This is a genomic window from Methylovulum miyakonense HT12, from assembly GCF_000384075.1.
In the GTDB taxonomy this organism is placed as follows: domain Bacteria; phylum Pseudomonadota; class Gammaproteobacteria; order Methylococcales; family Methylomonadaceae; genus Methylovulum; species Methylovulum miyakonense.
The window spans coordinates 2,497,894-2,512,178 of the sequence record NZ_KB913025.1; the positions used below are offsets into that span (position 1 = coordinate 2,497,894).

Annotated in this window: 14 protein-coding genes and 1 pseudogene; 13 read left to right on the forward strand and 2 right to left on the reverse strand. The window is 49.9% G+C overall.

The window, feature by feature from the left end; all coding sequences use genetic code 11:
* Nucleotides 1-16: 16 nt before the first annotated feature.
* The 6 genes from METMI_RS0112510 (at nucleotide 17) to METMI_RS0112540 (ending at nucleotide 4,193) form a co-directional block, all read left to right on the forward strand.
* Complete coding sequence (locus METMI_RS0112510; protein WP_019866640.1) at nucleotides 17-820, forward strand: transglutaminase-like domain-containing protein; 804 nt, start codon at nucleotides 17-19, stop codon at nucleotides 818-820.
* 68 nt (nucleotides 821-888) lie between these two features.
* Nucleotides 889-1,644, forward strand: coding sequence for a proteasome-type protease (locus METMI_RS0112515; protein ID WP_019866641.1), 756 nt, complete (start codon nucleotides 889-891; stop codon nucleotides 1,642-1,644).
* A gap of 262 nt (nucleotides 1,645-1,906) precedes the next feature.
* A complete protein-coding gene (locus tag METMI_RS0112525; protein ID WP_019866643.1) occupies nucleotides 1,907-2,086 on the forward strand; it encodes a hypothetical protein in 180 nt (59 codons plus the stop codon).
* Nucleotides 2,087-2,234: 148 nt separating this feature from the next.
* Nucleotides 2,235-3,333 (forward strand): peptide chain release factor 2 gene (gene prfB, locus METMI_RS0112530; protein WP_156829844.1). Its coding sequence is split into 2 segments (ribosomal slippage): nucleotides 2,235-2,309 and nucleotides 2,311-3,333, totalling 1,098 coding nucleotides; the frame shifts between segments, so codons are not numbered across the junction.
* A 45-nt stretch (nucleotides 3,334-3,378) separates the two neighbouring features.
* Nucleotides 3,379-3,795 carry a HEPN domain-containing protein gene (locus tag METMI_RS0112535; protein ID WP_019866645.1) on the forward strand — a complete coding sequence of 139 codons (417 nt, stop codon included), beginning with the start codon at nucleotides 3,379-3,381 and terminating at the stop codon, nucleotides 3,793-3,795.
* A complete protein-coding gene (locus METMI_RS0112540) occupies nucleotides 3,774-4,193 on the forward strand; it encodes a hypothetical protein (RefSeq protein ID WP_019866646.1) in 420 nt (139 codons plus the stop codon). Before METMI_RS0112535 ends, METMI_RS0112540 begins: the two co-directional genes overlap by 22 nt.
* Here the strand turns inward: METMI_RS0112540 and METMI_RS26965 are convergent, their stop codons facing one another.
* Together METMI_RS26965 and METMI_RS27865 are read right to left on the reverse strand one after the other, a co-directional pair.
* Nucleotides 4,194-4,928 (reverse strand): IS630 family transposase, encoded by a 735-nt coding sequence (locus tag METMI_RS26965; RefSeq protein WP_232215281.1) that lies wholly within the window; start codon nucleotides 4,926-4,928, stop codon nucleotides 4,194-4,196.
* Nucleotides 4,844-5,221: pseudogene (locus METMI_RS27865) on the reverse strand (helix-turn-helix domain-containing protein); the annotation flags it as partial. The pseudogene METMI_RS27865 and the gene METMI_RS26965, both read right to left, overlap by 85 nt.
* Before the next feature lie 230 nt (nucleotides 5,222-5,451).
* On the opposite strand from METMI_RS27865, the gene METMI_RS0112560 reads away from it, so the two are divergent.
* From METMI_RS0112560 to METMI_RS0112595, 7 genes are all read left to right on the forward strand, one after another.
* A complete protein-coding gene (locus tag METMI_RS0112560; protein ID WP_019866649.1) occupies nucleotides 5,452-6,804 on the forward strand; it encodes a cryptochrome/photolyase family protein in 1,353 nt (450 codons plus the stop codon).
* A 41-nt stretch (nucleotides 6,805-6,845) separates the two neighbouring features.
* On the forward strand, nucleotides 6,846-8,342 hold the full coding sequence (gene lysS / locus METMI_RS0112565) for a lysine--tRNA ligase (protein ID WP_019866650.1): 1,497 nt from the start codon (nucleotides 6,846-6,848) through the stop codon (nucleotides 8,340-8,342).
* 958 nt (nucleotides 8,343-9,300) lie between these two features.
* Entirely contained in the window at nucleotides 9,301-10,380 is a 1,080-nt protein-coding gene (locus METMI_RS0112575) for a fatty acid desaturase (RefSeq protein ID WP_019866652.1), read from the forward strand.
* A gap of 127 nt (nucleotides 10,381-10,507) precedes the next feature.
* A complete protein-coding gene (locus METMI_RS0112580; protein WP_019866653.1) occupies nucleotides 10,508-11,857 on the forward strand; it encodes an adenosylmethionine--8-amino-7-oxononanoate transaminase in 1,350 nt (449 codons plus the stop codon).
* An 88-nt stretch (nucleotides 11,858-11,945) separates the two neighbouring features.
* Entirely contained in the window at nucleotides 11,946-12,071 is a 126-nt protein-coding gene (gene lptM / locus METMI_RS27870) for an LPS translocon maturation chaperone LptM (RefSeq protein ID WP_156829846.1), read from the forward strand.
* Nucleotides 12,072-12,076: 5 nt separating this feature from the next.
* A complete protein-coding gene (gene lysA / locus METMI_RS0112590; RefSeq protein ID WP_019866655.1) occupies nucleotides 12,077-13,324 on the forward strand; it encodes a diaminopimelate decarboxylase in 1,248 nt (415 codons plus the stop codon).
* Between the two features lie 26 nt (nucleotides 13,325-13,350).
* A complete protein-coding gene (locus METMI_RS0112595) occupies nucleotides 13,351-14,259 on the forward strand; it encodes an Rpn family recombination-promoting nuclease/putative transposase (protein WP_019866656.1) in 909 nt (302 codons plus the stop codon).
* The last annotated feature ends 26 nt before the right edge of the window (nucleotides 14,260-14,285 follow it).

A 14,285-nucleotide genomic window follows, 5' to 3' on the forward strand; every position in this document is an offset into this window, starting at 1 on the left:
CAAGGCGGCGGACAAAATGGCCATGAAGCTTTTAGTCAATTGTAACCTTTGCTTCCAGATAGATGACGCGGTCGCTTTGATCCTGATGCTGCGCCCGTTCCGCGGCATACAGCAATGGATTATCCGTGAAACCTATATCATCAAACCTGGCGTGGCGGTTACCGAAAGCACGGATAGCTATGGCAATTCCTGCCAACGATTGGTGGCCCCGCAAGGGGTTTTCCTCATCTACACCTCCGCCGAGGTGATTGTTGCTAATAGCATAGACACGGCGCCAGGCGCATATTTTGTTGAAATCCAAAATTTGCCTAACGATGCCTTGCCGTATCTGCTGCCTAGCCGCTATTGCGAATCTGACCGTTTTGGCGAACTGGCGGGCGAACTGACGGCGGGCGCCCAACCGGGGTATGACCAAGTCAGCCGTATTGCCGACTGGGTGCGCCAAAATGTGCAGTATTTGCCCGGCTCCAGTGATTTCCCCTTATCCGCCACCGAAATCCATCAGCGTGGTTACGGTGTTTGCCGTGACCTGGCGCATCTGGGCATAGCCTTATGCCGGAGCATCAGCATCCCTGCGCGTATCGTTGTCGGGTATCTGCATAACCTGCAACCAATGGACTTGCACGCTTGGTTTGAGGCGTATGTGGGCGGGCGCTGGTACGCGTTTGACTCGACCCAGCACACCTTGTTTGGAGGCCGCGTCATTATCGCTTTTGGGCGGGATGCCGCTGATGTTTCGGTCTTCCACCAGTTCGGTTCAGGGGCGATCCTGACCAGCATGGCCGTGCGCGTCGAAAATCTGGGTAATACCATGAATTGATGGCGCATTTCTGGCTGAAAAAGATTAAAATGTCGGCCATTTTGAATGTTCCATAAAAAATAATAATTATGACTTATTGTATTGCAGCTTCAATCAACGAAGGACTTATCCTGGTATCCGATTCAAGGACCAATGCCGGCATTGATAACGTGAGTACGCACGGAAAAATGCATGCATTCAATACCCTTCCAGATCGAAAAATTGTCTTGCTTTCAGCCGGCAACCTCGCCACCACCCAGGCCGTTTTGGAGCAATTGCATCGCGATAAGATTAAGGACGCCAAAGTGAATGTCAACACCGTTGAGTGCTTGTCTGAAGCGGCTGATTACTTGGGGCATATCAGCGTCGAAAAACAAAAGCAACATCTCAATACCCAAGGCCAATCCGCCTTTAATCCGTCCGCCACCTTTATTTTGGCGGGACAAATTGGCGATGAACCGCATGGCGCGTACATGATTTACGCCGAAGGCAACAGCATCACCTCGTCGGCCAACACGCCATTTTTACAAATAGGCGAAAGCAAATACGGCAAACCGATACTTGACCGTTTTCTCAAGCTGGACACCTCCATAGACGAAGCCGCCCGTTGTTGCCTGGTGTCTATGGACTCGACGATCCGCAGTAACGCCAGTGTCGGTGCGCCAGTGGAAATGTTGATTTATCGGGCCGGTAGTTTCAAATTGCAGGAGTATTACTGCTTTGATGATGGTGACGATTACATGCTACAACTGCGCCGTAGTTGGGAAACCAAGCTTCGGGAAGCCATAGCCGCCTTACCGTCATTAAGCAAAGACGCCATCAAACCGATGCGGGTTGAGCTTTAACCCTTCCGTTTGCCTATCTCCACCTACTGGCGGCGGACTGTGCCAAAACTGAGCTGGCACAAATCTCCTAAGCACCTGTGACCCGTATCCGCGGCGATGGATACGGGTTATCAGGACAACTCAAAACTGTCCCGCCATTTCCTTTTCACGTTTACCTTCAGCTTCCGTTCATCCGTAGTGTCCCATCCTGTGCATCAGGACAAAGAACCTGCTTTTTTTATCAAAGAAAGCGACTGATAACGGCAAAGAAAAGGTAAGCATAATGACTCTGCAAAATTCTGCTAATACAGACACTAATATCATCGAATCCATGGATCAGGCGTTTGGCAACCACGGGTTTTATGGGCTGGAATATGTATTGGACGAGTGGCTTGAAAAAACGCCACCCCCAAGCTACCAAAACAAAATGGATTCCTTCGGTTTTTGGGATTTCCGTGATTGATTGGGTGAGCTACGGCCACGCAGGTCAGTTGGGTATGAACAGTGGTTTGGTTTTAGGATATAATCGGCGTCTTTTTTCAAATTCTTAGGATGAACCGCCTGCCGTTACTTTCCGTAACTGACGGGGCGGTCAGGATAAAAAACACACCATGCAAGAAATAAATCCGATCAAAAACCAAATTGCCGACCTCAAAAGCCGTGGTAACGCGCTGAGGGGGTATCTTTGACTTCGATAACAAATCTGAACGCCTAGTCGAAGTCTTACGCGAACTGGAAAACCCCAAAATCTGGGACAACCCTGAACAAGCCCAAGCCCTAGGCAAAGAGCGCGGGCAATTGGAGTTGGTGGTCAACACCATCACCGAGCTGGAACGTGGCCTTGCCGATGCCGAAGAACTGCTGCTGATGGCGGTTGAAGAAGACGACGAAGACACGGTCGAGACCGTCATCCACGATTTGGACGGTTTTGAAAAACGTGTCGCCGATTTGGAATTTAGGCGCATGTTTTCCGGTGAAATGGATGCCAACAACGCCTTTTTGGATATTCAAGCCGGCTCCGGTGGCACGGAAGCACAAGATTGGGCTTCCATGATCGAGCGTATGTTCCTGCGTTGGGGCGAGCGCAAAGGTTTCAAAACCGAGCTGATCGAAGAGTCTGACGGTGATGTCGCGGGCATCAAAAGCGCCACCATCCGTTTCGAAGGCGAATATGCGTTTGGTTGGTTGCGCACCGAAACAGGTGTGCACCGCTTGGTCAGAAAATCCCCCTTTGATTCCGGCAACCGCCGCCACACCTCCTTTGCGTCCGTGTTCGTCTCGCCCGAAATCGACGATGACATCGACATCGACATCAACCCCGCCGATATACGCGTCGATGTTTACCGCGCCAGTGGTGCAGGCGGCCAGCACATCAACAAAACCGAATCCGCCGTGCGTATGACGCATAACCCCACCGGCATTGTCGTGCAATGCCAAAGCGACCGCTCGCAACATAAAAACCGCGACACCGCGATGAAGCAATTGAAAGCCAAGTTGTACGAGCTGGAAATGCGCAAACGCAGCGAAACCGCCCAAGCTTTGGAAGACACCAAATCCGACATCGGCTGGGGCAGCCAAATCCGTTCTTATGTGCTGGACCAATCACGGATCAAAGACTTGCGCACCGGCGTGGAAGTCGGCAACACCCAAGCCGTGTTAGACGGGGATTTGGATCAGTTTATTGAGGCGAGTTTGAAGAGTGGGTTGTAAATTACCCTCATTTTTTATTGTCAATAAACGCCTTATCCATCGACTATGAACAAAACCGAACTTGAACACTTAGCCGATATTAGAATAAAAGAAGCAGAAATTCTTTTAGCTGCCGATTGCTATCATGGGGCTTACTATTTGGCAGGTTATGCGTTGGAATGCATATTAAAGGCGTGTGTTGCCAAGCAAGTTAAGGCATTTGATTTTCCAGATAAAAAGCTTGCCAATGATAGCTACACTCATGATTTTATTAAGCTATTTAATATAGCTGGTTTGAAGCAAGAGCTATCCGAACAAGAGAGTCAAAATAAAGAGTTTAAATTAAATTGGGCCGTTGCCAGCAAGTGGTCAGAAGAATCCCGCTATGATTGCGCCATAACCAAACAAAATGCCCATGATCTTTTTAATGCAATCACCGACAGTCAATCAGGAGTGTTACCATGGCTAAAGAACTATTTATGACACAATGGTTTTCCAAAGAAATGGTTGTAGCGGGTGAAAATTTAATCAAACGATTAGATGAATCTGATGCGCAAGTGCAAGCCGCCTTTTGGTTATTGGATGACAAAGAAAAAACGTGGGAGTTGACGATAGTTTCACCTCTAGTTGAAAGCGAAGGGCCTAGAAACTACTACAAGCGAATTAATGATATTAATGAATCTACCAATTCAGAAGAAGTGATTTCGTTACATGATATTCGTGTATCCGACACCAATAATCGTATTGTTAAAGCATTAAAGCGTAGTGTTCTAGGGACGGCTATCCTTGGAAACAACAGACTTGGAAAAAACTTTATAGGTGGCGTTTATTTTGAAGATATGTACATTTATCGGATGGATTGGGCATTACTTGATAAGTAATTACACAAAAGTAACCCGGTATTCATCGCCGAATTTTGAAAGGATGTCCAATACGGCCTGTTTCAATGTCCCGTAACTGGCATAGCACGATAGGGGCAGCCATTCATACTTGATCTTGCGCCAGACGATTTCGATCAGGTTAAGCTCAGGGCTATAGGGCGGCAGATAATGCAACACGACACCTTGCGCCATCCAGTCGTCGCGGCGTGCCAAAAAGGCACGGCTGGTGTGCATGGAAGCGTTGTCAATAATGACGACGCACGGTTTTTTATGGACGGCGTAGCCGTCGCCATAGTGTGCGGCAAACAGGTCGAAGGCCCCGGCCACCTGTTCTGTTTTGACGCGCCCTTCAACGGTGTGGAAAAAAGACCGGCTGTCCCGGGAAACAAACCCCAGGACATTGAGGCGCTGGCTATGGAAACAGGGGATTTCCAACGTCCGGCCTTTGGGTTGCCAGGCGTAAGGCACGGAGGACGCGGTGCTGAAGCCTGACTCGTCAAAATAGTACAGGCTGATTTTGTCTTCATCGGCCCATTGTTTCATGACGGTTTGGATGGCTTTGGCCTTGGCAAAGCCATTGGCACAACGCCTTCCTTTTACGGAGCGCCTGCACCGCCGCCATGAATAACCGGTTTTTTTAAAATGCGCCTTAACGTCCCGGTCGCCGACTTTTTCCGGGTCCGGGCCTCCAGAAGGGCTTGGGCCTGCTTGATTTGGCGCGGTTCTTCGTCCAATTGTGCCCGGAACAGTGCGATTTCTTCCGGCGTGTAAATCGGTGGCCGCCCGGAGCGCGGCAAATCCCCAAGCCCGCCGACGCCTTGCGCGTTGAAGCGGTNGATCCACTGGCTGATAGGGTCACGGTCAACCTGGAAAATGGCTTGTAGCTGGTTTATCGTATGCCCGCTGCCGCTCAGCAACAAGGCGTGGGCGCGTCTTCGCACCTTAAAGTTTGGGTGGGTCTTGTAAAGCGCATCCAACTCTTGCTTGTCTGTGTCGCTGAGTGGCCGGACAAATTTTAAACGTGGCATGGGGGCGGTGGCTCAAAAAGCTTATATTTTATACCATAAAACTTATGTCAAATTACTTAACAATACCTCCAAAGCAATAGAGCAGGTGATTTAAACTTGCTCCTTTGAATTGGCTAAATTCCATGGACATTGTTTTTGGACATCTCAACTGAATTGATAGGCTACATCTCTTCCACTACTTGAATCCGCTTGATGATGGCAAATAGTCTCTGTGATTTTGTATTATTCTGATGTCCGAATACCAAACCAGTCTTTTTCTATTTCGCCGCGACCTACGCCTGGCTGACAACACTGCCCTGAACGCCGCCTTACGTTTTAGTGCACAAGTGATCGCCGGATTTGTATTGGACGAAAGGCAAATCCAGCCGCATCCTTATCAAAGCCAACCCGCGCTGCAATTTATGCGTGAATCGCTTGCGGAGTTAGCGGTGCAGTGCAAGGCAATCGGTGCGGAATTGAGTTTGTTCCAAGGCTTGCCTAGCCAAGTGATTGAAGATTTGCATAAACAACACGCTATCCAAGCCGTATTTTTCAACCGCGATTACAGCCCGTTTAGCCGCCAACGCGATTATGAAATAGGCACAGTTTGCCAACAGCTAGGCATAACCTTGCACATCTTGCCGGATGCTTTGCTGACCGAACCCGAACAAGCGGTAAAACACGATGGCAGTGCCTATAAAGTGTTCACGGCTTTTTATAACAATGCCAAACAACTCCCTGTGGTTTTGCCAGAGGCATTGGTAGCAGGACGGTTTTTAACGGTTCAAACGAACGCCACGCTAGAAACATTAGGTGGGGCAGAAAAAGCTGTTGTGCCAGGTGGGCGCACAGCAGGTTTGGCTAGATTAGCGCAATTGGCTAATTGCACTGATTATGCCGTCCAACGCGATTTTCCGGCTCTGTCCGCCACCAGCCAATTATCGGCGCATTTGAAATTTGGTACGGTGTCGGTGCGCGAGGCTTATCATGCGATCAAGCGGCAATTGGGTGAAGGGCATCCCTTATTGCGGCAATTGTACTGGCGGGATTTTCTCACCCATATCGCTTACCACTTCCCCAAAGTGTTTGGTCACGCGTTTATTGATAAATTCGATACGTTGGTTTGGGATAATGACCATGGCAAATTCCAAGCCTGGGCTGATGGCAAAACGGGCTTTCCGATTGTCGATGCCGGGATGCGTGAGCTGAACGCCACGGGTTTTATGCACAATCGGGTGCGCATGATCACCGCGTCGTTTTTGGTAAAGGATTTGCGCATCAGTTGGCGGTGGGGCGAGCGGTATTTTGCCCAACACTTGGTCGATTACGACCCGTGTGTTAACAACGGCAATTGGCAATGGGCGGCTTCGACAGGCTGCGATGCCCAACCGTATTTCCGTATTTTTAACCCGTGGCTACAGCAACAAAAATTTGACCCGCAAGGCGATTACCTTTATCAATGGCTACCCGAATTACGCAAAGTGCCGATTAAAACCATCCATCAATGGGAACAAAAACATTACGGTGATTTTTATCCGGCACCGATTGTGAAACATAGCGAAGCCGTAGCGGTTACTAAGGCGCGTTATAAAGCCGCCGAATAAATTCAACATTACATTTATATTTTTACTTTAACACTAAAATCATGTCCGAAATCCAACAAGACGAACAAGAACAAATCCGCCAACGCCGTAGCAAATTAAACGAGTTGCGCGAACACAGTATTGCTTTTCCAACCGACTTCCGCCGCAACGTGATTGCTGGCGAGGTTTTAGCTGAATATGCCAGCAAAACCAAAGAAGAACTCGAAGCCGAACCGCTGCGAGTCAAAATTGCCGGACGGATGATGACCCGCCGCGTCATGGGCAAGGCGAGTTTCTGCCATATCCAGGATATGTCCGGCAAAATCCAGTTGTATGTGACCCGTGACGCCTTGCCCGAAGGCCTGTATAACGAGCAGTTCAAAAAATGGGACATCGGCGACATCATTGGTGCGGAAGGCGTGTTGTTCAAAACCCAAACCGATGAATTGAGCATCAAAGTCGACAGCATCCGCTTGTTGACGAAAGCCCTGCGCCCCTTGCCGGAAAAATTCCACGGCATTGCCGATCAGGAAATCAAATACCGCCAACGGTATTTGGATTTGATCATGAGCGAGGAATCGCGCAACACCTTTTTCATCCGTTCGAAAATCGTCGCCTACATCCGCCAATTTTTGACTGACCGCCAGTTTTTGGAAGTCGAAACGCCGATGATGCAAGTCATTCCCGGCGGCGCGACGGCGCGTCCGTTCACCACCCACCACAACGCGCTGGATATGGATATGTTCCTGCGTATCGCGCCGGAGTTGTATCTGAAACGCTTAGTGGTCGGTGGTTTTGAGCGGGTGTTTGAAATCAACCGCAACTTCCGCAACGAAGGCTTATCGACCCGCCATAACCCTGAATTCACGATGCTGGAGTTTTACCAAGCCTACGCCGAGTACCAGGATTTGATGGACTTGACTGAAGCCATGTTGCGCGGCATTGCCGAGGAAGTGGTTGGGCACACCGTCATCAATTACCAAGGCGAAGAATACGATTTTGGTAAACCGTTCCAACGCATGACGGTGGTGGAGTCCATCCTGCATTTCAATCCTGACTTGACCGCCGATGATTTGGCGACCCGTGAAGCCGCAGTAAAAGTGGCGGAAAACCTGCATATCCCCGTTAAGGAGGGGTACGGCTTAGGTAAAATCCAGATTGAAATCTTTGAAAAAACTGTCGAAAGCCGTTTGATGCAACCGACGTTTATCACCGCCTATCCGGTGGAAGTGTCACCGTTGGCGCGGCGCAATGACAACGACCCGCATGTCACCGACCGCTTCGAGTTTTTTGTCGGTGGCCGCGAAATCGCCAACGGCTTCACCGAGCTGAACGATGCCGAAGACCAAGCCGCGCGTTTCCAAAAACAAGTGGAAGAAAAAGAAGCGGGTGATGATGAGGCGATGCACTTTGATGCCGATTACATTGTGGCGCTGGAGCACGGGATGCCGCCGACGGCAGGTGAGGGGATTGGTATTGACCGTTTGGTGATGCTGTTCACCGATTCGCCTTCGATCCGTGATGTGCTGTTGTTCCCGCACATGCGGCCCAAGCTTTAAGTCGCCGAAATTGTAGGGTATAAATTTTACTAACTGACGTTACGCAGTAACGTGTTTTTGCTCCCGTTTGCCGCGCCGAGCACCGTAGGTTTTGTCGGGATCAGCCCGAATACCCGCAGGGCATAAAGGGGAGCGGCAGGGATGCCGCTCGTCGGTAGAGTACCCAAAGGGCATAAAGGGCATAAAGGGCATAAAGGGCATAAAGGGCATAAAGGGCATAAAGGGCAGGAAGCCCTTCTACCGACCCCCGACAAAACCGAGGAGCGCAGGATGAAGTGGCAACCGGGCCGCCTTTTCTTTGGACACTTTCTTTTCGACTGCATGGATGCCACCACTAAAGGGTGGTCTATGGACAGAGGTAGGGCAACGCAGGAGCAGTTGCCGAGGCGGCGCAAAAGAAAGTGTCTCGCCGTCGGGTGCGAGAACCCGATTAAATAATCGTCGCGATAGCGACTCACTATTTTTTATTTTCAATTTGCAGAAAATGTCTGCGTAACATCAATTACTAAGTGGAACTCAAGTAGAGTCTACAGCTGGAACGGGTTTGTACCAACCGTAGGCGCATTAAGCGACCCGTTCCGTAACGTTTACAGTGCCTATAGGTATTTTGAAACGTTGAAGGGATAACGCCATCCCCTACTTTTTATCAATTGGGAACTTCGTTAACAGTTCCGCAATCTAGTATCCAGCTATTTAACAGTAACCTTTAAAACAGTGCTGCTGGCCCAATAGCCTGACAATTACGTCAAAAAAGATTTAGCGTAGCATCCGACATCCATCGTTTTTTTCCAGCCAGTTTCCCAAACCGTCAACGGTTTCCTTTTCTAGCCCGACTAAAAGCTGTATCTCTAGTCTTTTATTTTCTAATCACTTCAGCGTCAAACCATCCAGATGATGGTTGCTGTAGTGCCCCACAAAAGCGTAATCATCCCCCGAAAATTTTTTATGAGTTAAACTTATGCCACAACCCGTTACCTTTTGCGAAATGCCGTTAACTGGCGATTGCGCAAATCCCCAACCCAACCGGCAAGCCTTGATCCAAGCCGTTGCAAAATATGCCCAAGCGGATTATCTGAAAGCGACTTGGCAAATATCGAACACCCTCATTCCGTACCTAGGTTTATGGGCATTGATGATTTACTTCATCGTGCAAGGTTATTCCTACTGGTTAGTTTTGTTATTGGCTATCCCGGCATCCGCCCTGTTGGTGCGCATCTTTATTTTTTTCCATGACTGCTGCCATAGCGCATTTTTCCCTTCCCGCATTGCCAACCGGATTTTCGGTTATATCACCGGGATTATGCTATTCACGCCGTTTGAAAATTGGCAATATACCCATGTTGTCCATCATGCGACTTCAGGCGATCTCGACCAGCGCGGTACAGGCGATATTTGGACGATGACGGTGGAAGAATATTTGGCATCATCCAAATTAAAACGTTTAGGCTACCGGCTGTTCCGTAGCCCTTTGGTGTTGTTTGGCATCATCCCCATCACCCTATTTCTGGTTGTCCAGCGCTTTGCCAATACAGGGGCCGGAAAACGTGAGCGCCGTAGTGTCCTGCTGACCAATGCCGCCATCGCCGCAATCATCGCGGTGATGGGGTTTACCTTGGGTTTGCAGAATTATTTGCTGATCCAATTGCCGATCATTTTGCTGGCGGCCACTGCGGGTATGTGGCTGTTCTATGTCCAGCACCAGTACGAGGATGCTTATTGGGTACGCCATGCCAATTGGGATTTGACCAAGTCGGGCTTGGAAGGCAGTTCGTATTACAAATTGCCTAAAGTGCTGCAATGGCTGGTCGGCAATATTGGCCTGCATCATATCCATCATGTCAAAGCCAATATCCCCAACTATAATTTGCAACGTTGCCTGGATGAAGTGCCCGCTTTGCAAACCGTGGCTCCGCTGACCATCCGTAAGAGCCTGAAATCGCTTTGGCTGAATTTATGGGATGAACAAAAGCAAAAACTGGTGAGTTTCCGCTCGGTTAAGGGTTTGCCGGGAGGAAGGGATGGTCTTTCAGCAGGATAACTAGGTAGGTCGGGTTTACCCATAGGGCATAAAAGCGATAGCGTAACCCGACACCACCTGAGCGGCATTTGTCGGGTTACGCTCTATCGAGCAAACCCGACGCTTGAAATTAAACAGATAAAAAGTTATGAATAACAAAATCTTAGCCAACCGCGACCTCGCCGTGTTATGGCATCCTTGCACCCAAATGAAAGATCATGAAAACCTGCCGATGATCCCCATAAAAACAGGGCGGGGCGTGTGGTTGGAAGATTTTGACGGCAAGCGTTATTTGGATGCGGTCAGTTCGTGGTGGGTGAATTTGTTCGGCCATGCCAACCCGATTATCAATGCCGCACTGAAAGAGCAGCTTGACACCTTGGAGCATGTCATTTTTGCGGGTTTCACGCATGAAACGGGGATTAAGCTTGCCGAAAAATTGGTGGACATCACCCCCGCTGGCCTGAACCGCTGTTTTTATGCCGATAATGGTTCGGCGGCGGTGGAAGTCGCGCTGAAAATGAGTTTCCATTACTGGCGCAACGGTGGGCAAACGCAAAAAACCAAATTTATCACCTTGGAAAACAGTTACCATGGAGAAACCTTGGGCGCGTTGGCGGTGGGCAATGTCGCGCTGTACAAGGAGACTTACGCGCCTTTGTTGATGGACGTCATCACCGTGCCCGGGCCGGATTGTTATTTCCGGGAAGTGGGCGAGACATGGGCGGAGTATTCCACACGCCGTTTCACATTGATGGAACAAGCCTTACAGCAACACGCTGGCACCGTCTGCGCAGTGATCATCGAGCCGCTGGTGCAATGCGCTGGCAGTATGCGCATGTATGATCCGGTGTATTTAAAGTTGCTGCGCCAAGCGTGTGATAAATACGGCGTGCACCTGATCGCCGATGAAATCGCCGTGGGATTTGGGCGCACGGGGACACTGTTCGCCTGTGAACAGGCCAGCATTAGCCCCGATTTCCTGTGTTTGTCCAAGGGCTTGACGGGAGGTTATCTGCCCTTGTCGGCGGTGCTGACGACCGACAATATTTATCAGGCGTTTTACGCGGATTACACCCAGTTGACCGCGTTCCTGCATTCACACAGCTACACAGGCAATGCGCTGGCGTGCCGGGCGGCGTTGGCTACGATAGGGATTTTCCAGCAAGACAATGTCATCAACAAAAACCAGCGGCTGATTGCCAAACTGGCGGAGGTGGCGGTGCGCTTCCATGACCATCCCAATGTTGCCGAAGTGCGGCAGACGGGGATGATTTTGGCGATAGAGCTGGTCAAAAACAAAGCCACCCGCGAACCGTTTGCGTGGCAAGAACGGCGCGGGCTGAAGGTTTACCAATATGCTTTGGCCCAAGGCGTGTTGCTGCGGCCTTTGGGCAATGTCATTTATTTCATGCCGCCGTATGTGATTACCGAAGCGGAATTGGAATTGCTCGCGGAAGTGGCGTGGCACGGCATACAATATGCGCTTAAAGGGTGAGCGCTTGGCCCGCGTCCAAACTTTTCCGGTGCCATGCCGTTTTACGATAACATAAAGGGCTTATGTGGCCCATTCCGATACCAATAAAATGAAGCTTTCGAAATTAACCCTATTTTTACTGTTAAACTTAGTGCTTGCCGCTTGCGGTCAACCGGGGCCGCTTTATCTGCCGGATAAAACGCCGCCCGCCCCAATAGAAACCCCAAAAAAATAATAACCATGGACTATTTTAATTATCGGGATAATGAACTGTTTGCCGAAGACGTGGCGGTGCAGGACATTGTGTATAAATTCGGCAGCCCTTGCTATATCTATTCGCGCGCCACCTTGGAACGGCACTGGAAGGCGTTTGATGGGGCGTTTGGCAATACGCCGCACTTGGTTTGCTATGCGGTCAAGGCCAATTCCAATCTGGGTTTGCTGAATGTGCTGGCGCGTTTGGGCTCGGGTTTTGATATTGTCTCGCTAGGGGAAATGGAGCGGGTGCTGGCGGCGGGCGGCGATGCCAAGAAAATTGTGTTCTCAGGTGTCGGTAAACGCGAAGATGAAATCCTCGCGGCCTTAAAAACGGGCATACGTTGTTTTAATATCGAAGTCAGTGGCGAATTGGACCGGATCAATACGCTTGCCGGACAGCTAGGCGTGGCCGCACCCGTGTCGTTCCGCGTCAATCCTGATGTCGATGCCAAAACCCATCCGTATATCTCCACGGGCCTGAAAGAAAATAAATTCGGCATTGATATTGATACGGCTATCGCCGAATACCGCCGCGCCGCCGCGATGCCGAATATTAACGTGGTCGGCATCGACTGCCATATCGGCTCGCAATTGACAGAAACCCGCCCGTTTTTGGATGCTTTGGATAAACTGTTGGAGTTGGTTGCCAATTTGCAGAAAGAAGGCATCCGTCTGCAGCATTTGGATTTGGGCGGTGGTTTGGGCATTTGTTATAAAGACGAACAACCCCCCGAACCTTCAGAATACATCCAAGCGGTGCTGGCGCGTTTAGGCCAGCATGATTATGAAATTTTATTGGAACCAGGCAGGGCAATCGTCGGCAATGCGGGGATTTTGGTCACGCAAGTGGAGTACCTTAAGCCCACCGCCAACAAAAATTTTGCCATTGTCGATGCGGCGATGAACGATCTGCTGCGCCCTTCTTTGTACAGCGCGTGGCAAAATATCATTCCGGTCAGCCCGCATGATGACGCCCCGGAAATACAGTGGGACATTGTCGGCCCGGTGTGCGAAACAGGCGATTTTTTGGGTAAGGGCCGTGTCTTGAAATTGGCGCAAGGTGATTTGCTGGCGATACGTTCGGCGGGGGCTTATGGTTTTAGCATGAGTTCCAATTACAACTCCAGGCCGCGTGTCGCCGAGGTGATGGTTGATGGCGGCCAGTGCCATTTGGTCAGGGCGCGGGAAACCTTGGCGCAGCTTTGGGCGGGTGAGCGTTTGTTGCCTTAAAATGTCTCTGTTTTCTTAAGGGCTTTATGAAATTTCTCGACATCAGAACTGATTTTGCGTTTAAAAAAGTCTTTGGTAGCGAAGGCTCCAAGGACATTTTGTTGAGTTTCCTTAATGCCGTGATCGATTTCAATGGCCGCAGCGTCTGTGATTTGACCATTGTTGACCCGTATAACATCCCGATGCTCAAGGGCATGAAAGACACCTTTGTCGATGTCAAAGCCCAGCTTAGTGATGGTAGCCGCGTGATTATCGAAATGCAGGTGTTGAACCATGAAGGCTTTGAGCAACGGGTTTTGTACAATGCCGCAAAAAATTATTCGCTGCAATTGCAACAAGGCCAGCCGTTCACGCTGCTCAATCCGGTCATTGCTTTGACTTTGGCCGATTTTGTGCTGTTTCCGGATCAACCTTTAACCAATTGCTTCAAGTTGCTGGAAAAGAAGCGGTTTATCGAATACAGCGATGACATCGAGCTTGTCTTTATTGAGCTGCCGAAATTCAACAAAACCGAAGCGGATCTGGAGACCGTTCAGGACAAGTGGCTCTATTTCATAAAAAATGCCGGAAAATTGGATTATGTCCCTAAGAATTTGGGGCAAGAGCAGGAAAAGGCCTTCGCCATTGCCAACGAAAGTAATTTGAGTACAGAAGAATTGGAGTTGCAACACCGTAAACGGGATTACATCACGATAATGAGGGGAGCCTTTGAATTGGCCTTGAAACAAGGCCAGGAACAAGGGCTAAAGCAGGGTATGGAAAAAGGCATTGAGGAAGGCATGGAGAAAGGTATGGAAAAGGGTGTCGAACAAAACCGCCGCGACACCATCATCAACGCCCACCGTGCCGGAGTGCCCCCCGCCACTATCGCACAGATTGTGCAACTGGATGTGGCCGAGGTTTGCGCAGTGCTGGCGCAGCTTGGCCAGCAATAGCATATTATTTTTGCCCGGAATAATGC